Origin of the sequence: Stenotrophomonas sp. HMWF003, assembly GCF_003061285.1 — a bacterium.
GTDB classification, from domain to species: domain Bacteria; phylum Pseudomonadota; class Gammaproteobacteria; order Xanthomonadales; family Xanthomonadaceae; genus Stenotrophomonas; species Stenotrophomonas maltophilia_AP.
Genome location: NZ_QAIW01000160.1, coordinates 1 through 19,116 on the forward strand (window position 1 = coordinate 1; position 19,116 = coordinate 19,116).

A 19,116-nucleotide genomic window follows, 5' to 3' on the forward strand; every position below is an offset into this window, starting at 1 on the left:
CACCCCGCGCCAGCCGTCCAGCAGCAGCACCAGCACCGCCGGCAGCAGCAGCGCGCAGAGCTGAACCAGCGGGATCAGCATCTGCGACATCTCGCCCAGCCCTACCCCACCCTGCTGCGCGCCCACCAGCACCGGAATGCCGATCGCACCGTAGGCACCGGCCGCGCCGTTGGCGACCAGGCACAGCATGGCCGCCTTCAGGGGGCGGAAGCCGAGCTCAACCAGCAGCGCGGCGCAGATCGCGATGGGCACACCGAAACCGGCGGCACCTTCAAGGAAACCGCCAAAGCAGAAGGCGATCAGCAGCACCTGGATGCGCTGGTCCTCGGAAATGGTCGCGATGCTGCCGCGGATCACCTCGAACTTGCCGCTGCGGATGGCCAGCTTGTACAGCCAGACCGCCATCAGCACGATGAAGCTGATCGGGAATACGCCGTTGGCGATGCCGAGCAACGCCGCCCCGAGCAGGGTGTCCAGCGGCATGCCGAACACCAGCGACGACACCAGGGCCGATACCACCACCGCCAGCAGCGCGGCGGTGAGGCCCTTGAGGCGGAGCACGGTGAGCGCCAGCAGGAACACCAGCACCGGCAGCGCGGCCAGCAGCGCCGAGAGGTTCGCATTGCCGAGCGGATCGTAGTTCTGATGCCACATGGTCAGGCCCTGCGCTGGAAAAGGACGGGAAACAGCATCACGCGTGGATCAGGGCGACGGCACCGCGTTCGGACACGCCCGGCCAGCGGCGAAATCCCCGAGGTTGCGCAGGGTGATCTCGGAGATTTCCTGCAGCGCCTCCACGGTGAAGAAGCCCTGGTGGCCGGTGACCAGCACGTTGGGGAAGGTCATCAGGCGCTGGAAGGCGTCGTCATCGATGATTTCGCCGGAGCGGTCCTGGAAGAACAACGCGCTTTCCTGCTCGTACACGTCGATGGCCAGGTGCCCCAGGTGCCGCGCCTTGAGCGCGCCGATCACCGCGTGGGTATCGACCAGCCCGCCGCGCGAGGTGTTGACCAGCATCGCGCCGGGCTTCATCCGCGCCAGCGAGGTGGCGTTGATCAGGTGGTGGGTGTCCGGGGTCAGCGGGCAATGCAGTGACACGATGTCCGCGCGCGCCAGCAGCTCGTCAAGCGCGACGAACGTGCCGATCGCATCGAACGCGGAGGATGGGTACGGATCGTGGCCGAGCACGGTGCAGCCCATGCCTTTGAAGATACGGGCCGTGGCCAGGCCGATCTTGCCGGTCCCCACGATGCCCACCGTCTTGCCGTAGAGGGTGCGCCCGAGCAGCCCGTCGAGCATGAAGTTGCCCTCGCGCACCCGGTTGTAGGCGCGATGGGTGTGCCGGTTGAGGGTCATGACCAGCGCCAGGGCGTGCTCGGCCACCGCCTCGGGCGAATACGCCGGCACCCGCGCCACGAAGAAGCCCAGCTGCCCGGCCACGGCCAGGTCCACGTTGTTGAAGCCGGCGCAGCGCAGCAGGATCGCGCGCACGCCCAAGGCGTGGAGGGCCTGCAGCACCGGCGCGTCGAGACGGTCGTTGACGAACACGCAGACCGCCTCGCAGTCCTGCGCCAGCGCTGCGGTATGCACGTCGAGGGTGGCGTCGAAGTAAAGGAACTCCACCGGCCGGGCCGCATCGGCACGCTGGGTAGCCTCCTCGAGGAAGCGGCGGTCGTAGGGCCGGGCGCTGAAGACGGCAGTTCGCATGACGGGCTCTCCGGGAATTCCAGCCCCACCATACCGCGCCGCGATGACACACGGAAACACGCGGCAGGTGCCGGCCCCCACCATGGACCCGGCTGCCCACCTGCCCTAGTATTCGCCCCTTGGGAAACGCCGTGGGTAAACGTACTTGGGCAGTTTTGAGCGCTTCAACGGCCGCCGCAGCGGTCAGGGCAAAGAGGTCGTCATTCTTTCCCACGGCTTCGGCACCGACCAGACGGCGTGGACTGCATTGCGGCCCTGGTTCGACCAACGGTTCGACGTGGTCTCGTTTGATCTCGCCGGCTGTGGTCCCAACGGTGCGGACACCTACGATTTCGACCGCCATGGCACGATGTTCGGCTATGCCGACGATCTGCTCGACATCGTCGACGAGCTCGACCTGCACCGGTTTACGTATATCGGGCACTCGATGAGCGGCATGATCGGCGCGGCTGCCGCGGTGGCACGCCCGGACCTGTTCGAACGCGTGGTGACCATCGGCGCTTCGCCGCGCTACCTCGACGATGACGGCTACACCGGCGGCTTCAAGCCTCAGGACCTGGACAACCTGTTCGAGAGCATGCAGGCCAATTACCAGGCCTGGGTGGCCGGGTTCGCGCCCATGGTGGTGGGTGTCGAGGACAACCGCGTGCTCGCGGACTTCTCGCGCACCCTGTTCCAGATGCAGCCGGACATCGCCCTCAACACCTCCCGCACCATTTTCACCTCGGACATGCGCACGCTGGCGCCGCAGTTGTCCATGCCGGTGCACGTGATCCAGACCGCGGTGGACATGGCGGTTCCGGTCGAGGTGGCCCAGTGGCTGGCCGATACGATCGACGGGGCAACGCTGGACATCATCGATGCGTCAGGGCACCTGCCGCATATGACCGCCGCCGACGAGGTGACCCGAATCCTGGAACGGCGATTGCTCGGGACGGTGTCTTGAGCGCGCCCGGCAGCGAGGCACTCGCGGCTCTGTGCAGCTTCGCCCGGCTCACCACCAATGCAGACCTGGCCCTGGTCGTTGAACTGGATGCGCAGGGCCGCTCGACGTGGTCGACCGGATCGCCCGCATTGCCCTTGTCCGGGTTCAGTCTGGCGCGCAGCGGCATCCTCGAGCGCACGTGGCACGGGGAGCCCGTGGACGCGACCGGCTTCCGCCTGCCGACGGCCATCCTGCACGCCTTGCAGGGTGCGCCCACCCAGCTGCTGTACGTGCCGGCCCCGTCGGTGGGCAGCCCGCACAGCGGCCTGTTGCTGCTCTGGAAACACCAGGCCCCGGCCGAGGGGATCACGACCCAGCTGCCGTTGCTGTCCAGCAGCGTGGCCGGACTTCTCTCCGCGCGGCGTGAGGCCACCCGCCAGCTCATCGCGCACAACCAGTTCATCGATCTGGTGGAAAGCGTGCCGGCCGGCATCGTGCTGATCGACGGCGATGGCGTGGGCGCGGTGATCAATGAACACGCTGCCGCGCTGCTGGGCTGTGCCGCAGGCAACCACCGCGCCGCCGACCTGGCTGGCCCGATGCGGGCGCTGCGCCTGCGCAGCGACAACCACGCCGAACTGGAGCAGGCGTATGCCGCGCAGATGGGCAACGTCAACTTCGCCGCGACGTTGAACTGGACGTTCGGCGAACGCACCTTCGAGGTGGACACCCACCCGGTGCGCGGCAACGGCGAGCATGGCCGCATCTGGCTGTTCACCGACGTCACCGCCGACCTGCTGATGGCCGCCGAACTGCGCCGCCTGGCGTCGTCCGACCCGTTGACCGGCGTACCCAACCGGCGCCACTTCGAGGAGCGCTCCGCGCAGATCATCGCCGCCCGCGAAGCCAGCGGGCATTCGGTGGCGGTGCTCATGGTCGACGTGGATCACTTCAAGGCAATCAACGACACGCACGGCCACCCGGTGGGCGATGAAGTGCTCAAGATCGTGGCCCGGCGCTGCCGCGACGCGCTGCGCGACCGCGACCTGTTCGCGCGGTTCGGCGGTGAGGAGTTCATTGCGCTGCTGTCGGCACCGGTCATCGACGAAGTACCGGCCGCCGCCGAGCGCCTGCGCCATGCGATTGCCGCCGAGCCGATCACCGTGGGCGCCACCCGAATTGCGGTGTCGGTGAGCGTGGGCGGTGCGGTGGGCGAAGCGCTGCCGGGCTGCGATGCGACGCTGCTGGAGGACCTGGTGGCGCGTGCGGATGAGGCGCTTTACCAGGCGAAGACGGCCGGGCGTAACCGGGTGAACATGGCGGCGTAGGCTGATCAGCCCCGACCTTCACCGGCACTGATTGCGCGGGCCTCAGTTCCCGGGCGGATCGATCTCGACCTTTCCGTCATCCCCCACCCACACCATGCACAACCGGCCATCGCCTTCGTACTCGTACGACCAGGCCGTGTCCGAACGCGCGTCGCTGATGAAGGTCATGCCCGTTTCGCTACCGGTCTTGGCAAGCGCGCAGGCGCGGACTTTTTCATCCGCAATGCGGCGCGCGGCGGTCCTGGCAGCGGCCGAGTACGCCTCGGGTTTGCCGCAGGCGGTGAGCAGAATCATCGCGGCGGTGGCGGTGGCGAGGGTGATGCGAGTTGTTTGGCGCATGTGGGTGTTTGATGCAGGGTTTGAGAAGCGGGATCGTCGCATGCGGGGCTGGGGGCACAGAAGGACCGCCTCTGCGAACCGCTTCCTTGCGGCATCGGTATCGCTACACATCTGTAGCGTTCGTCACCAAGCCTCAGGAATCGGATAAAACAGCACTCCGCCATCGGACGTTGGATAGATGGCTATTGGAGACCATCCGCTGGTCACCTCAGTGCCTCGATGGTCTGAACATACAGGACGTCGTCGGAGCAACCACCGCCTTCAATCCGCCTGTCTCTGATGTCGTACCACAGAAGATTCAGAGACCGCGGTCGAAAATCCATGGTCCCGGTGAGCACCACGGCCTTTCCATCCCAGGCACCGGATCTGCGTAGGACATTCTTGGGTAGAGCGAGATCGACGCACTCGCCCGACGGGGCCTGGAGTGAGCCCAATCCATGCCCACCGACGTACACCGTCATGACCCCACGCAGCGTTGTTTCGCCCTGTACAGCGGGGACGTGGGTTCTGCACGATGTGGCAAGCATCATCAGCACCGTTACGGCCAACAGCTTTATGACGCCCATGGGACGTTCTCCGTTTCTCTGCAGCATTCTTTTGGTGGCTGGAGCTGGATTGGACAGCTTGGGGGAGAACATCCGGGACGGCGGTATGGCTTTCTCAACATAACCAACGTTAAGTGCTTACAGGGCGCGACCTAACCATCGACCCATACCATCAGAGTGCTAGAGTTTACACCCATGCCAGCTGGAAAGACGGATGAACGATGTCCCCGATCCCTGCTATAGCTTGTTTGAAACTTCCATCGGTGGCAATCCAGCTATCGTAGTTGTCAATTCCACGTTGCTGACTTTTACTGGACGTGATGCTTTTCCTTGGCACTTGAGGATTGGGGTTCATTGCAAGCTACAAGGTGCGAATGGCATGCCAACCCACGAAGAGGTGGAAGCTCTTTCCCACTTGGAGGAGGAGATTGCACCCGCGATTGAGACCGACCAGAACGCAATTTTTCTCGCTCGAATTACGGCTCGCGCGGAACGCGTTCTCCTGTATCGAGTGCATGATCCCGAAAGAGCGAATGAGACGTTGCAACTGCTGATCTCCAATTCAGATGGACAGCGTGAATGGGAATATCAGATGGAGCACGACCTCGGCTGGATCTTGGCGAAACCGGAGCTGGACTTGCTGGTTCAGCCCTCTCATTTCAACTAGCCATGTCCGTTCATTGCGCCAAGTGACAGTGCAAGCATCCGGGCGCAATTCTCAGTGCACACACCCGCTTCCGACCATAAGAGCGCAGCTGTCACCGTCAACTAGAAACGCCCTCCTTTGGCAGGTTCCGGAGGGAAATTGACTGGCCTGTCCTTTGAGCCTGGCTCTTGCCTCACCCAATCAGGCAGGGAGCATCTCCCTGCCTCACAAATAACGGGCACTCAATTATGCCCCCTCCTCCCAAGGACCATCCACTATTCTCCCGCGCCATATGCCTTCTATTCCAGGTGCGACAACGATAATCTTAGCGGTGAGATCACCATCTGACCCTGTCACGGGCGTCCCTTCTTCGATAACCAGATGCCCTCTTCTCAGGTCCTCCAGCGTCCCCGCGAGGTTGAGCCTCAGGAAACCATCAGGATCTCTATTATTGAAATCGACAAATATTCTGATCTCAGACATCTATGGCCTCTGCAACGATCTTGGCTGGGTCGGCGACGTTATCTGCCCCGCGAATCGCCTCAACTTGGGCTCACTGGCGTACCAGCTTATCTCCGAACTCGTGAGCTACCGCCTTTTCACTTCGGGCGCCTATCGCTGCGCTCCCGCCGGGAATAGGAGTCGAACCTGCCGCTTGGCCGCCAGCATCTAAGCTTTGCTCGACGCGCACCCTAGTAACGTCCCATGCGAGGCTTGAACATACCCATCTGCAGGCCGCAAAACCAAAGCAAATGTTATCGAATCACCTCCTCGGCCGACACTGCTCCGGGAGCTCTTCAATAATCTCCACCACACACTTATCGAAACCCAAAAAGCACCGCTCATTTACGTTGTTCAAGTCGGGCGATATCACTTCGAAGTCGACCCATTCCTTGTCAAGCACATTTTCCATACGTGCCGTTCTAGTTTCGCGGATCACAATCCGCCATGCCTGCCTGTTATCACCACCGGCATCTTTTACCAGATTAACCTTAGTCATCAATTCCACAAAGTAGCGCTGCGCCAACCCCAAACTCGGCGCTTCATTTACAACCATCACCTCACATACCTTACGCTCACAACCAACAGCGCCACACAGGATCGAGAGCACGACAAGGGCAGCCCCAACTGCGTGCCTAAGCGATAGAACGGAAATCTTCATCATCTGCCCTCAAGCTTCTTCTCAAGCCTACTTGAATCAATCCGTCCGTCGACTCGAACGGTCCCCTGAAGTGAGCCAAAATTGTGACGATAAGTTGTGGAGTTGCTCCGAAGTGAGTCCTCACCCCTTGCCTGAAGGGCATTCCCCCTTCGATCAGCCATGAGGTGATCGCTCGAGTATCCAGGAAGATTGCTCGACGACCTGCCTTCACGACTGGTGATCGACCGAACCCGATGTACGGTGCTTACCGTGCGCCCAGGTAAAAATGCGAGGCGGTGTTTGGATGCGGATCGTCCGCTCCCGGAGCTTCAATGTCGTTAGATCCACGCCCCTGATCACTGTGCTCCAGGTACTAATGAGAAGAAAGCTCGCCCGTCAGACCTTCAATTGCCCTGAAGCGGGTCAACACACCGCTTGCAGCTCCCCCGAACCTGCGCATCCTTCCAATCCCTGAAAGAGCCTTCGAGCAAGGCTGGCTATTCATAGCACAGGAATAGCCAGCTGCGGTTTCCAGGTCAGGAATCGTATGAGGAACTAAGCGCCTGGGAAGCCGACGGGGTGAGTAGGCCGCGAGGTTCGGAAAATCCTGGGCTGCCAGCCATGGGCTGGCACTACTGGGGAGTCGCGTTCCGCCGGGCATGGCCCGGCGCTACCAGAACACAAAAAAGCCCCGGCCAAGGCCAGGACTTTCTGCTGTATTTGGTGCCGGAAACAGGAATCGAACCTACGACCTACGCATTCATACATGTACCCGCGCGTACTCGTCCGCAGGGAACTGCCAATTTTTGGGGGCGCCACCAGGAAACGACATCGAAAAGGCACCCGGAATGTCGACAGCTACTGCACTGAATACCTCTCCGCCATCATTTGAACGGAACTCTATTCCCGCATCGACAAGGATGCCATCACTTTGCCACCGAAGGATGCTGATCTGGCCTACTACAAAGCCCACCAGTTCTGAGAAGCCAACCTGATCCCCATCGCTGACGGCGCGTGGTGCCAAAGCAAGATTGATCGTCCCATACTCATCCCAGCCACGAACCAAGGTGCTGGATGAAGTAATTTCAAGCGAGTACCCAGAACTGAACTCCAGACAGGCCGACCACGCAAGATCCGAGCGCTGAGCAGCAGGAATGCGGCAACGCGTTACTTCCGCCCCTCGTAACAAATCAAGTTGATCGAAAGAATCCAGCCCCTTAAGCTGCGCTGGAAGGTAGAGCGATCCATCAGCCAGAGAATCAATCATAGTGAAGGGTTTCATGTGGTTTATTTCCGTTAGCGGGAATATCTATGCTCTTCCCACCTGAACTGCTGGTGTCGCGACCGAATACGCCGTGCTCTCCGATTTTAGCCACGGGAATACCGATCGGATGCGGTCCGGGCACTGACGACCACCCTTGAGCTCAACTATCGTCCAAGGCGCGAAATGCTCGTTGAGGAGCGTTTCAAGAGTGCAGCTAGTCGGCTTCGACCCGGCGAGCGAGGGCAACCCATACTGAACGTATTCAGCTACAGCCTGCCGCGCTTGCTCCCGGGCTTGGTCGAGCGTCAGGTGCTCAACCGAACCCAACGTATAACGCTTACCGTGCGCCCAGGTCACGATCCACGCTTTGTGTCCTGATGGCTGGACGCGAAGGATCAAACCACGAACCTGAGTGTCCCTGAGCTCGTAGGGGCGATTTCGGGGCTCAGCTGTGGGAACAATGCGCTTGGTGAGGGCGGATGACATCAGGCGGAGGATCTTTAGTGGCGATAAGACCAACTTAGGACAAGATGCGAGGCGGTGATTGGATAAGGATTGTCCGTGTCTGCCCAGACCTATACATAGAGCCAACCCTGCTGCTCATCCTGTAGCCTGGCAGTCAAGACCTTCCGCATGGTTCGATTTGCAGAGGTGACGTCCTAAGCTAAACTTCGACCCACGAACGGCTTGCTGCGACCAGAGAGTGACGCTCCCTACCCGGTCGACACTCTTCAAAAATGGCAACTCCAAATGAGTGACTCCACTAGTTTTTCCCACATTTGCTCAAGGGCGCTCAGTAGACCGGTCTTCACCGCACTTGCGAAGGGAGCCGACCCTCTTAAGATCCTCGCACCGCTGCTAGAACAACTAGCGGAGCGCGAGGTTCGCAGTGTCGCTGGCGCACTGGAGCTGGCCTTCAGTCACCTCAGCAGCCACCATAGGAATGAGTACGTCTACAAGAGTGCAGTGATTGATCGTATTGTGTTCGGGCGACACAGCCCCGCTAATTCAGCCGTTGGCATGGAGCTCCATGTCGGAAAATCTATTGTCGACATTGCGGTCTTCAACGGAACGTCGACGGCTTACGAGGTAAAAAGCGAGCTTGACTCACCTCGCCGCCTTACTTCACAGACCACTGACTACCTCAAGGCCTTCGACAAGGTATATGTGGTGTCGCCTCGTAACAATGCGCACCGATACGAGTCGTTCTGCGACCAGCGCGTGGGGATCATGGAGCTCAACGAAAGAGGATCCCTCAGCACCGTTCGCGAGGCCGCTAGCAATATCCACAATGTTGACACCCGGGCTCTGTTTAGGATGCTTCGGCGTGACGAGTACGTTGGCGCCATTGAGAAGCACCTCGGGCAGAAGATCTCTTTACCTAATGGACTTGTCTCGCAGTATTGCGAGAAAGAATTTTGCAAACTATCCGTCGAGGACGCTCACGCTATCCACTTGAAAGCCATGAGGGGGCGAACGACCAACAAGGAATTTGTGAGCTACTTAAGGGCTCTCCCTAACCACCTACGCGCCTTAGGCTATTCATCGAACCTAAGTTCGACGCAGCGCAGCAAGATTCGCGAGGTTCTTGACTCTCACGCGCAATTAACTTAAACATCGGGGACCACATCACTCACTGGATGACGATGTATAGCCCTTACCTCTGCGGTCGCCGCTCTGAGCTGCTTGCTCTCCGGAATCTGAAGTCAGAGAACGTAGATTTCGAAAAATTTGTTCCTGTAGTTGAACCGGTACTAGAGAACACAGGAGATCTTCTGCGATTCATTGATACTTACGGTAGAGAAGGAATTCGCGCCGTTATCATCATGAATCCAAATCGGCATCAATACAAAGGCGGTGCCGGAGTCGCAGGAAATTTACGCAAGGACCTGGCCGATTCGTTCGCCAAGTACACGGACCTTATTCCAGGCTTCATCTGGGATGCGAAGACAAATATTGCTCAGGCTAGCGCCTTCCAAAAGATCTATTCCGACAGACAGGTCGCCTTCCTACTTGATAGTCCTGTCATTAGTGATGCGGATCTAAAGTCCATCGCACACAGCCCAGAAACAGTCTTTGTCTTCTCACTCAGCTCAAGCGTAGGCAAGAAGCAACTCGCACTCATCCCGAAGTCTAAGATTGTTTCGATCCGCGATGGATTCAAGAAGCTCCCACGGAATGCTGATTACAACGGCGTTGAGTTCTTCAGTGACCAGCACCAACTAGTCGGCAAGGACTTCGCAGGAGTTGGCGATTACACCATTACCGGCAAAGCGCTGGAGATCGGGGGCGGAAAACCCGGCGCAGTGGCGATTCACGCCTCCTTCCGTCCGAACGGCAAAGATGAAGCCTGGATAGAGCACTTCGTGTCGGACGAGATCGACCGCGACGTGGGCGACGCCGCCTCCAAATTTCTCGAAGCAGCCAAGAAGCTTGTACGCGCCGCGAAAAAGAGACCTGCAGAGTTTGTAACCAATACCGCGCTAGATGCGTACCGTAAACATGTCGCTGAGGACACTTTTCCGGGACTTGGGAAGAACAAGGAGTATCAGATTCGCCACCACATCGTTCAGATGCTCGCACTTCTTTGAAATGAGACTTCCTCAGCTTGCCCTGTATTAGCGTGATCAGGAATGGCTAGACCCTGAGCTCAAGGAAGGAAGGAAGGAAGGAAGGAAGGAAGGAAGGAAGGAAGGGGCAAACCCCCTCCTTTCCCCTGAATTTATTATTCTGAATCCTCGGGACTGAAGGCAACCACATCGCTAAAGTCGGGCTCATGATCGGTGGTGCAGTTTTTGTGCCTCGCGATCGTACTTCCCAGGCAACCGGCCGGATACTCTGTAAACTCCCAGCAAACCGTGAAGCCTTCACCTTCGAAGGTCGCAGAGTACGAAAGCTCCGCACCCATTCCTCGATCATCACCGCCATCCTGCTCAATTTCCAATTGAGACTCATCGAGTTCGATGACTTCCCCTGTGGAAATGATTCGAACGTTGAACTTCATTCCATTCTCCTTGTTCAGGTTGACCAGATCATTCTGACCAACACGCCGATGATAGGGTATCGGCACACAGTTCCGTAGCAGATGTTTGCTCACAGAGCCACCGATGCGGTGCGCCGATGGGCGAACTTGACAGAGTATTACCTTGCTTCAACGTAAGCGGGATGGAAGCCGATCGGTCACACGGGTACTGAAGTGTTGCGTGGACAAGAACGATCCGCAACCAGCAGTCTTGAAGCCGGACCAGCACCCAGCTCCGCGCGACCCCATTTCCCATCAATGAGTTCCGCCCCTCCCCCAAACAAAAAGCCCCGACCAAGGCCGGGGCTTTTTGCTGTATCTGGTGCCGGAAATAGGAATCTAACCTACGACCTACGCATTACGAACCCAACAGACTGGACCCAACTACATGATGTCCTCCGGGAAGAGCATAACGCGAGCCTCAACACGGACGGAGCGCACCGGCATGGACGGATGCTAAGCCCAGCAACGCCGGCTCCAGCTATCGCGAGCACGCGAGTGCGATGCCCTGAGCAGGGGTGCCAGCGAGATATCCCTCGCCTAAGCGCCGTCTAAGCCATCCAGCCTCGTCTGTCGCGCTAGTCCATCAATAGCGAAAGGCACGGAGAGAACCGCTCCATCCGCAAGCCCTCCCTGCTCCAGCTACTCAACGGGAAGTCCCAAACAGATACCAGCTTCCATAGCTGACTTGATTACCGCAGGAAGTCCCCCACCGCCCAGGCAAGATGTCAGATGAAGTACCCCTATTGCACGGGTCGCTCCTAAGTACAAGGTTGCCAATCCGCGACGACGATCAGACACGCCCCTTCCATCTTCCGGGAACAATACATTGTCATTGACATCCATTAGATAGACCTCCTCGAACTGAAGGCCCGCCACGAACTCAGGCATGGAAAGAACAAACTTAACACCTTTGCTCGGAATCGAACCTATCTCCTCTCGAGATGATATGGCCACAAAACTATCACGATATTTACCGGCAGCAGCATATCTATTGAACTGCTCATAGTCGCAGCAGAGCACAGCCACGGACCTACCCACCTTTCGCTTGCGTGCCGACCTTGCCGCTGATTCAAACACATGATCAAACTGAGATTGCTCACTACCAAATACTCGAACAGACGGCAATTCGCCGGGCGGAGCCAAGCTTTTCTGGTCATGATCCGGCCAATCGTCTTTCAGAGAAACAGTTGGGGCGTAGCTATCCATATGAATAACCAAGGCATTAATCTGAGGACTGTACCGGAATACCTCCGTGAGGCGAAATTCACCAATCTCCGAAAGATCACTCTTCCACCGACCAAGCCCTTGCCCCATGCGACGAATGTCCTGCTTAATATCTTCCGCCATCACGATCAGAGGAGGCTGATCTGACGAGCGCATAAGTGAATTAATAACCATCCGCTCAAGTCTATTCATCAAATGAAGCTCATCAACAAATATTACATCAAACCCTTCGACAGACCTCGTTAGATCCCACGCATTCGAATCCAAAAATCTATCAAAGTCAGAGACTAACTGATCGACCGTCATTGCCTCTGCACCACGCATCTCAGACCTAAATGCATCATGCAGATCCAAAATTACCCGACGCTCATCCTCCTGCTGAAGCCGCATTCTCCAGCTGTCCCTAGGCATCTTAGATACGTACTCAGCGCGACGGCGTGCCGACTTATAAAAGCCCTCCGGCTCGATCACACAAGCAAATTCAAATAGTATCTCTGAAATGAACGAATTTCCATGATTCGAGTCACTCGCGGCAGCTTCGAATAGACTTACAAAATCAACAGAGCACCCGCCCCTGCGAGCTAGCCAGTCACCTTTTATATAACTCTTGACGACAGAATGAAGCATCTCAGCCTGCATCTCACGACCCTCGACGCCATCGAGCGACAAAGGCTCAACGCCCCGCACACCGACCCCTAAGGCGCGATAAGACTTTGAGTACAGAGTGCCAAGATAAATCGAACCGGCCTCACCAAATAGAACTTCAAATTGGTCGTCGTTGATCATGCTCTTGATCAACGAGCGAGTCGAATCCACGGTTGCCTGGCTATGGGTAAGAAGTGCGAGCCGCAATACATCACCTCTGTCTGCCGCCTCCAGCGCATAGCGCAGCATCTTGACTACCAGTGCAACCGTCTTGCCGCTGCCTGCGGGACCGCGCACGCGCAGGCTCCTAACAACAGGCTGCTTAACAAAAGCACGCTGGCTCGCGGTTAACTTTGATTCGAACCAAACATCCAATGAACCAGAGTACCCAAGAAGTCGATCATTCTCAGGTAACTCAAAGCAATCCGAATCCGCCACGGAGGGGTTACATGACGCGTACTCCAAAGCAGACTTAAATTTCTCCGCAATGTTCTTAGAATCCACTTCGACTGGAAATTGAGACTGAAAGTCGAGGCCTTTTGCCATCACGCCCTGACATACAGCTACAACGGGACCATAAGAACGGCGATCAATCAAGATTCTGCCAGTTTCCCCCGAAAGCCGTGCAGCGGCCTGAAAGCTAATGTAGCTATTGTAATGATAGGGCTTCCAAAGCGCTGGAATACTGGCACCAGAATCGCCAGAAGAACCCAGCGCGCGCAAAATTCGACTGAATGCCACCCGGAGTACACGGCTATCAATGCCACTCAATATGCCGCCATCCGCAATCTCGAACGCATAGAACTTATCGCTACTTATATCATCACTCAATGTGTATACGAAAAAGGACCCCTCAGGAGATTTTAAACATGGGAGCGGGCACCCTCCTTGAGCAGGGTCTAAAATCCACTCGTCCGCAGGCGGCCCATATGACCTGAGAAATTCAGCAGCACGAAGTGACATGAATAGATAATTTGTCAAGCGACATTCTCCAACATCAGGGAAACGACGGCTTCCTGCTCACCCTTGAACGAATCAGTTATGCCAATCCTTGTAAAGTACAACGTCAGCTTCTGAAGGAGGGCCTGAACAAGCATGGGGCGACACGTAGCTAAAGGAAAGAATCCCGCTGACCTCTCAATGGCCGAGCGCGAGGCGAAAACATCAGCTCTCCGCTCGATCGCGAGAGATCGAAACGGCACAACGAATCCAATTTCATCGCGACCAGGAAGATCCGGGAGCACGTACAAATCCAATCTACTGGAATTGACTTGAGCACCCAGCGCATTCTTCATCTTCTTTCTAAGCGACAAAACCCTCTTCTTCAGTTGATCGGACTCGGTAGTTACTCTTACATCTGCAAAGCTTACGGCTTCGCCAGCCAAACCTGCACGCAAGGATGCAAGTGACCTTGAAAGCAAACCGAGATACTCCAGATCAATTTTATGCACACTACCGAGATCGCTTTTCCATCGATCTGCACCAGCTTCAGATAGCAGCCAATCCTGAAATGCAGCATCGCTAACATTGGAAAATGCAGGCACAACCTCCCTGGCAGACTCAACGATTGACGAAATAATTTCGCCAGTCGCTGCAGGCAGAGCGTAACGCTCGAGATACTGATCCGATGTCAATATGCTGAGACAGAAGAACTCTCCATCCCCCTTATCTCCCGCGAGATCGCAGTCGGCACTTATAACGAATCTCAAGCCCCGCTCGGCGCACTGAAGAATAGTTCCTTGCCAGAACTTGCCTTCCTGACCAGCGTATGGGTCCATCCCAAAACGCAGACTTCTATTTTCCATTCTCCGACCCCGTCCCTATTGGCTGCTCAATGATACATAAGAATTCCATCCTCCAATCCGTCAATGTTTTGACAGGAGCGGTGTTGAGCATTGATGACAGAAGACGCCACACTCTCGCGAACTGGACGTATATTTCGAGAAATAGTCGGAGCTAAAGTGACGGGCAACCTACTTGTGCGCCAGTGATTGTTACGAACGGCCGCCGGGCGGAACAGATGCCAGCCCATCTGATTGCAGAGCAAAGCCCAAGAGAGAGACAGAGAGCGCGCGCGAGGCAGAGATAGAGAGAGACAACTTGCAAGCTTGCAACTCAGGCTCATCATCAAAACGCAGTACTGATGCAGTTACCCAAGGCACCACAGATGGCCGGACTCCTCTTGGAACAACGACTTAGCCAACCCCAACTGGCAGCCAGGGTGCCGATAAGTGCCTTGTAAGCCAGGGAGCCGCCACATTGAGCCGATCTGGGCCCGTGAAGCGCCAGGGAAAGCCAGGTGGTGCCCACGCCTGCTTTCAAGGCGGACAGCGGCTTGCGGTGTATGCGCCCCGGAACCGAACCTACGTGTAGTACCTCTCATTGACGTTGCGGTTGCAGGCAAGACACTTTCGATATGCGCCAAAACGCCCAGGACGCTCCCGTCCCAGCAGGCCACCGCATTCACAAACCAAAGCGCTGCGCCCTTGATCCCAGCGCCAAAGCCTTAGAGTAGCGACAAGTGCAAGGGTGACCGATACCGCGATAGCCAACGCCGGGAGCCATCGCGCCATCGCATACACCCCTGCAAGCATCGGACTCTCCCGGAGCATTCCTAACGGCAGCATCAGCAGCAACCCCAGCACCAAAGCTCCAAGTGAGGGCGCATACATCCTTACCATCATCCACGTCCAACGATCCATGTAGCCGTCCCGGTGATTGTTTTTTTGCATCCTTGAGCATATCGGTCGCAGGGGATGAGACTTGAACGGCGAACTTTCTTTGCCGCCCGTATAAGGCCGAACACCACCGTACGCTTCATAGCTGGCCACCATGTCTTGTGACTGCAGGCACTGGCTAATACACCGCCGCCCGCATGTTGCACGTCGAGCTCAGGGCACATGCGCTTTAATAGCGCTTTGTATGGGCTATACACCAGCCTCCAGGACCTCGAAAGCGCGCTTTCACGACCTAGCCCCCATGCAACCTCGGGGCCAATTACGCCCATCGATCAATGAGGACTGAGTTTTACAAGAATCGATATGACCATTCGAGCAGCCATCGAATCGTCCATGTGTCATGTGGATCGTCATAAACACTGCATACGTGGGCGAGCAATCTGTACATCACAACTGGTCGGTTTGGTTTTTGCGAGCGCTGGCAATCCCGACTGAACGTACTCAGCAACGGCTTGCCGAGCCTGGTCACGGGCCTGATCAAGCGTCAGATGCTCGACAGAGCCCAAGGTACGACGCTTACCATGCGCCCAGGTGACGATCCATGCTTTATGGCCTGAGGGCTGCACCCGAAGGATAAGACCTCGAACCTGAGCATCCCTGAGCTCGTAGGGGCGATCTCGGGGTTCTGCAGTGAGAACAATGCGCTTGGTAAGGGCGGATGACATCGGGCGGGTTGTCCGTAAGTGGCGATAAGGCCAACTTAGGACAGGATGCGAGACCGTGTTTGGATGAGGATCGTCCGCAGCCGTTACCAGTAAAGTCGCGCCAGACAGAGGATCCTCATTACGTCGAAATTCACCGTAGCAAGTGAGTGAAGTCAGACACTCATTCCAAGGATCTTCCGGACTTCATCCGTGCGCTTCTTAGAGAAGATCCAACCCTTAAGCTGGGCATTCCATTCCCCCCCAACCGCAAGGAATCTATCCTTGAATTGAACAGTGTTCCCTTTCACAAGGATCGCCTTTTCGCTGTAGTCAACCACTACGGGTGCCACAGTAAAGTCCCCCGTCTGGGGAGAAGCGGCAACTGCCAGCGTTGAATCCAAGTCACCCAACTTCGCACGCGGGGGACTTACATCGCTTTCTTCAAACTGTCCAACCATAAGGGAAAGGTGACCTATGATCTTTTCCTTCAGTTCGTTGGTAGAAGAATACTCACCGATGAGACCGTTCCTCATGCACTCGTCCTTGAAGCTCCAAAGATCCTGGAGTTGCCCAGCGTTCCTCTTTAGTTCGTCAGGCGAAACTGGCTTGTTGGAGAAGTAGACGAGCACGGGCTTTCCAAGCTGCATGAACGTTTGTATTTCTTCCACCGTCCCACTCCTTGCTTCGCCAGTGGGACTCCCTAGCCTCAGTCCAAAAACGGCTATCAGAATGTCGGAACTCACAACAATCTGCTTATTGATCAACTCCTGTGGACGACCGCCCATGATTGGAACAACGTCCGTCTCCCACTTCGTCGGCAGAAATGCGGTCTTTTTGTCAAAGGAATTCTTGACGTTCCATTCAAAAAGCGCCTCCGGAACGATCTTTCTCTCTTCCGCCACATCTGACGGAGAGCCAATCAAAATTCGGTACACCTTGGCCGGAAACGACATACATCCCCCAATGTGAATTGATTAATAAACGCATCAACCCAAGCCTTGCAATCGGCTCACTGTGCAGAGCACGCAGAAAACATTTCAAAGCACCAAATTATCGAAGCGATCGTTTAGAATTGTCCTCGACGCATCGTAGTGCATCGCTGTCGTTGACTTGACCAGGGTCTCCAAGTCGGCATCATCAAGCACGATCATGTAGCCACGCCCATCTCCTGCGGCATCTCTGCACATAGCATCAATCTTCTTGCGATCGCTAACCGCACGGCAAATTAGAATACCAACTTGCCCTCTGGATTTTGAGAACCGCCCAGACAATTGGTCGAGCTCTGGATTCTTAACATCCTCTGTGTAATTTTTGAATTCAACGAAGACGTAGGGCGCGGTGTAGTGCTTTGAAAGCCAACTGAAGAATCCTGTCGTGGCTGAGTTGGAAAAACGGAGATCGACAATCTTCCGCCCCTGATTGATTGGGGCTTGGCGCACGGGGTGTATGAGAGACGGGTAAAGCAAGGCCGAAAGGAGGCCTTCGACAGCTCGCTCATAAGCGTGGGCGTGGGCTCTTCCAGGAGGGACAGCCACCACCTTCTTATAGAGATCGTACAATTGAACGTTCGCGACGTTCTCAATCTCTGCAAACGTACTATTACTGATCGGAGGCGAAGGATCTGCCGCTTTCGCCATTTTATACTTGGCAAGGACATCAGGATTATCCTCCGTCAGTTTTGCTACAGCACCTTTGTCTTTGCCATAGTGTTTCATCAAAGCGGTCTTCGTAACCCTTCGCTTTTTACTCTTCAGCACTTCTACCAGGCCAGATCCACTGGCCAAGTGTTGTTTCTGCATTTCCGGCAACAAGTAGTGCCGATAGTAGGCTCCAGCGTCGTAAGCACCTGCGAGTCGGACAATCGCCTTTGGGACCAATACAAGACTCTCGCCTTTCGGCATGGGAAGCTCTACATGCTTCCCCACCCAGTTTTGCGCTTGCATGTCCCAACAGGGGCCCGATGAGACACCTTCTACCATCGGAATGCCGTAATACCGGCACATGTCTTGAGTGTACTCAATTAGCGGTGCGCGGATGATGTTGCAAACCGCATCAGAGATCATGTCAGCACCCACGCCTTCGATGAGAAGGGCAGTGTCTTCTAAGTCAGAGAGCACGCCAGACTTCGCGGCTTTGCTTGTCAGAAGTGATTCCCACACTGACCCTGCAGATCCCTTGCCGAATGCGTGGCCACGCGACTTGCCAGATGAGTATCCGAGATGAAAATCATTTCTTTCGTTCAACGATCCTAGTAGCGAAACAGCCCTGGCTTTGTCGCCCTTCTGCACCGCACCGAGCACATTGCTAAAGAAGTTTTGGAGGAGGGCGACACACTGACTGGACCACGGAGTGTCCATCGCTCGTATCGCCGTGGGGTCCACAAAAACCGGAAGGTCCGTCTCCAGTGGCACATCCACGAAATCAAGCTCTGCTTGTTTTCGCTTTAGTTTGAATTGCTGAGATACGCGCATCCTGTTCCCCCTGTGCTGGCTTCACTGCCAAAACGAAACGTACCCCATCAGAGACTACCGTGCTACTACCATCCGAGTTTACCGGAGACACCGGGGGAGCCTCGGTCAGCGAGGCTATTGGGTACTTTCATGTAAGTTGGAATGAAGCCAAGTGATCAGGACCAACGCACCCCATTCGCGCGGACACGAACCATCCGCAATGAGCGGCATGGAAGACCAGCCAGCAATCAGTCCGACACGAATCCCTTTCCCATCAGTAGGTTCCAACACCGCCCCAAACAAAAAGCCCCGACCAAGGCCGGGGCTTTTTGCTGTATCTGGTGCCGGAAATAGGAATCGAACCTACGACCTACGCATTACGAATGCGCCGCTCTACCAACTGAGCTATTCCGGCTGAGCACGCAATTCTACGGTGGCCGCCCCCAAGCGGTCAATTGGCACCGCCCCTGCTTGCCAGCAAAGGGGCAGTCACAC

The 19,116-nt window shown here is 56.6% G+C and carries 18 protein-coding genes and 1 tRNA gene; 5 read left to right on the forward strand and 14 right to left on the reverse strand.

What is annotated here, in order from left to right; genetic code table 11:
* Positions 1-654, reverse strand: a 654-nt coding sequence (locus DBR34_RS06585; RefSeq protein ID WP_181393919.1) for an L-lactate permease, incomplete at its 3' end; no start/stop codon positions are given.
* A gap of 48 nt (positions 655-702) precedes the next feature.
* A complete protein-coding gene (locus DBR34_RS06590) occupies positions 703-1,707 on the reverse strand; it encodes a 2-hydroxyacid dehydrogenase (RefSeq protein WP_128096196.1) in 1,005 nt (334 codons plus the stop codon).
* A 145-nt stretch (positions 1,708-1,852) separates the two neighbouring features.
* Here DBR34_RS06590 and DBR34_RS06595 point away from each other — a divergent pair, with 145 nt between their 5' ends.
* Both DBR34_RS06595 and DBR34_RS06600 read left to right on the forward strand, forming a co-directional pair.
* The gene (locus DBR34_RS06595; protein WP_128096197.1) at positions 1,853-2,653 is read left to right on the forward strand and encodes an alpha/beta hydrolase; all 801 of its coding nucleotides are present in this window, start codon (positions 1,853-1,855) and stop codon (positions 2,651-2,653) included.
* The gene (locus tag DBR34_RS06600) at positions 2,650-3,960 is read left to right on the forward strand and encodes a GGDEF domain-containing protein (protein WP_128096198.1); all 1,311 of its coding nucleotides are present in this window, start codon (positions 2,650-2,652) and stop codon (positions 3,958-3,960) included. Before DBR34_RS06595 ends, DBR34_RS06600 begins: the two co-directional genes overlap by 4 nt.
* 42 nt (positions 3,961-4,002) lie before the next feature.
* Here the strand turns inward: DBR34_RS06600 and DBR34_RS06605 are convergent, their stop codons facing one another.
* Both DBR34_RS06605 and DBR34_RS06610 read right to left on the reverse strand, forming a co-directional pair.
* A complete protein-coding gene (locus DBR34_RS06605) occupies positions 4,003-4,254 on the reverse strand; it encodes a hypothetical protein (RefSeq protein ID WP_258223717.1) in 252 nt (83 codons plus the stop codon).
* Between the two features lie 248 nt (positions 4,255-4,502).
* Positions 4,503-4,865, reverse strand: a complete 363-nt coding sequence (locus tag DBR34_RS06610) for a hypothetical protein (RefSeq protein ID WP_128096200.1) — start codon at positions 4,863-4,865, stop codon at positions 4,503-4,505.
* Positions 4,866-5,058: 193 nt separating this feature from the next.
* Here DBR34_RS06610 and DBR34_RS06615 point away from each other — a divergent pair, with 193 nt between their 5' ends.
* Positions 5,059-5,511 (forward strand): DUF695 domain-containing protein, encoded by a 453-nt coding sequence (locus DBR34_RS06615; RefSeq protein WP_128096201.1) that lies wholly within the window; start codon positions 5,059-5,061, stop codon positions 5,509-5,511.
* Positions 5,512-5,736: 225 nt separating this feature from the next.
* On the opposite strand, the gene DBR34_RS06620 is transcribed toward DBR34_RS06615, so the two are convergent.
* The 3 genes from DBR34_RS06620 to DBR34_RS06630 all read right to left on the reverse strand — a co-directional run bounded on the left by DBR34_RS06620 (position 5,737) and on the right by DBR34_RS06630 (position 7,913).
* Complete coding sequence (locus DBR34_RS06620) at positions 5,737-5,973, reverse strand: hypothetical protein (protein ID WP_128096202.1); 237 nt, start codon at positions 5,971-5,973, stop codon at positions 5,737-5,739.
* 280 nt (positions 5,974-6,253) lie between these two features.
* The gene (locus DBR34_RS06625) at positions 6,254-6,652 is read right to left on the reverse strand and encodes a hypothetical protein (protein ID WP_128096203.1); all 399 of its coding nucleotides are present in this window, start codon (positions 6,650-6,652) and stop codon (positions 6,254-6,256) included.
* Positions 6,653-7,391: 739 nt separating this feature from the next.
* Positions 7,392-7,913, reverse strand: a complete 522-nt coding sequence (locus DBR34_RS06630; RefSeq protein ID WP_128096204.1) for a hypothetical protein — start codon at positions 7,911-7,913, stop codon at positions 7,392-7,394.
* A gap of 732 nt (positions 7,914-8,645) precedes the next feature.
* On the opposite strand from DBR34_RS06630, the gene DBR34_RS06640 reads away from it, so the two are divergent.
* Together DBR34_RS06640 and DBR34_RS06645 are read left to right on the forward strand one after the other, a co-directional pair.
* Positions 8,646-9,509: a sce7726 family protein gene (locus DBR34_RS06640; protein ID WP_128096206.1), complete on the forward strand. Its 864-nt coding sequence runs from the start codon at positions 8,646-8,648 to the stop codon at positions 9,507-9,509.
* Between the two features lie 32 nt (positions 9,510-9,541).
* Positions 9,542-10,486 (forward strand): sce7725 family protein, encoded by a 945-nt coding sequence (locus tag DBR34_RS06645; RefSeq protein ID WP_128096207.1) that lies wholly within the window; start codon positions 9,542-9,544, stop codon positions 10,484-10,486.
* 134 nt (positions 10,487-10,620) lie between these two features.
* On the opposite strand, the gene DBR34_RS06650 is transcribed toward DBR34_RS06645, so the two are convergent.
* The 7 genes from DBR34_RS06650 to DBR34_RS06685 all read right to left on the reverse strand — a co-directional run bounded on the left by DBR34_RS06650 (position 10,621) and on the right by DBR34_RS06685 (position 19,036).
* Positions 10,621-10,899, reverse strand: a complete 279-nt coding sequence (locus tag DBR34_RS06650; protein WP_128096208.1) for a hypothetical protein — start codon at positions 10,897-10,899, stop codon at positions 10,621-10,623.
* Positions 10,900-11,559: 660 nt separating this feature from the next.
* Positions 11,560-13,620, reverse strand: coding sequence for a UvrD-helicase domain-containing protein (locus tag DBR34_RS06655; RefSeq protein ID WP_128096209.1), 2,061 nt, complete (start codon positions 13,618-13,620; stop codon positions 11,560-11,562).
* Between the two features lie 146 nt (positions 13,621-13,766).
* Positions 13,767-14,567: a hypothetical protein gene (locus DBR34_RS06660; protein WP_128096210.1), complete on the reverse strand. Its 801-nt coding sequence runs from the start codon at positions 14,565-14,567 to the stop codon at positions 13,767-13,769.
* Between the two features lie 585 nt (positions 14,568-15,152).
* The gene (locus DBR34_RS22260; RefSeq protein WP_128096211.1) at positions 15,153-15,623 is read right to left on the reverse strand and encodes a hypothetical protein; all 471 of its coding nucleotides are present in this window, start codon (positions 15,621-15,623) and stop codon (positions 15,153-15,155) included.
* Between the two features lie 721 nt (positions 15,624-16,344).
* A complete protein-coding gene (locus DBR34_RS06675; RefSeq protein ID WP_128096213.1) occupies positions 16,345-17,124 on the reverse strand; it encodes a hypothetical protein in 780 nt (259 codons plus the stop codon).
* 84 nt (positions 17,125-17,208) lie between these two features.
* On the reverse strand, positions 17,209-18,642 hold the full coding sequence (locus DBR34_RS06680; protein ID WP_128096214.1) for a hypothetical protein: 1,434 nt from the start codon (positions 18,640-18,642) through the stop codon (positions 17,209-17,211).
* A gap of 318 nt (positions 18,643-18,960) precedes the next feature.
* Positions 18,961-19,036: transfer RNA gene (locus DBR34_RS06685), tRNA-Thr, on the reverse strand.
* Between the last annotated feature and the right edge of the window lie 80 nt (positions 19,037-19,116).

Coding starts and splice junctions, on each gene's coding strand:
- DBR34_RS06680 (WP_128096214.1), bottom strand. CDS start 18,642: ATGCGCGTATCTCAGCAATTCAAACTAAAGCGAAAACAAGCAGAGCTT.
- DBR34_RS06650 (WP_128096208.1), bottom strand. CDS start 10,899: ATGAAGTTCAACGTTCGAATCATTTCCACAGGGGAAGTCATCGAACTC.
- DBR34_RS06620 (WP_128096202.1), bottom strand. CDS start 5,973: ATGTCTGAGATCAGAATATTTGTCGATTTCAATAATAGAGATCCTGAT.
- DBR34_RS06645 (WP_128096207.1), top strand. CDS start 9,542: ATGTATAGCCCTTACCTCTGCGGTCGCCGCTCTGAGCTGCTTGCTCTC.
- DBR34_RS06610 (WP_128096200.1), bottom strand. CDS start 4,865: ATGGGCGTCATAAAGCTGTTGGCCGTAACGGTGCTGATGATGCTTGCC.
- DBR34_RS06615 (WP_128096201.1), top strand. CDS start 5,059: ATGAACGATGTCCCCGATCCCTGCTATAGCTTGTTTGAAACTTCCATC.
- DBR34_RS06630 (WP_128096204.1), bottom strand. CDS start 7,913: ATGAAACCCTTCACTATGATTGATTCTCTGGCTGATGGATCGCTCTAC.
- DBR34_RS06605 (WP_258223717.1), bottom strand. CDS start 4,254: ATGATTCTGCTCACCGCCTGCGGCAAACCCGAGGCGTACTCGGCCGCT.
- DBR34_RS06625 (WP_128096203.1), bottom strand. CDS start 6,652: ATGAAGATTTCCGTTCTATCGCTTAGGCACGCAGTTGGGGCTGCCCTT.
- DBR34_RS22260 (WP_128096211.1), bottom strand. CDS start 15,623: ATGGTGGCCAGCTATGAAGCGTACGGTGGTGTTCGGCCTTATACGGGC.
- DBR34_RS06675 (WP_128096213.1), bottom strand. CDS start 17,124: ATGTCGTTTCCGGCCAAGGTGTACCGAATTTTGATTGGCTCTCCGTCA.
- DBR34_RS06590 (WP_128096196.1), bottom strand. CDS start 1,707: ATGCGAACTGCCGTCTTCAGCGCCCGGCCCTACGACCGCCGCTTCCTC.
- DBR34_RS06640 (WP_128096206.1), top strand. CDS start 8,646: ATGAGTGACTCCACTAGTTTTTCCCACATTTGCTCAAGGGCGCTCAGT.
- DBR34_RS06660 (WP_128096210.1), bottom strand. CDS start 14,567: ATGGACCCATACGCTGGTCAGGAAGGCAAGTTCTGGCAAGGAACTATT.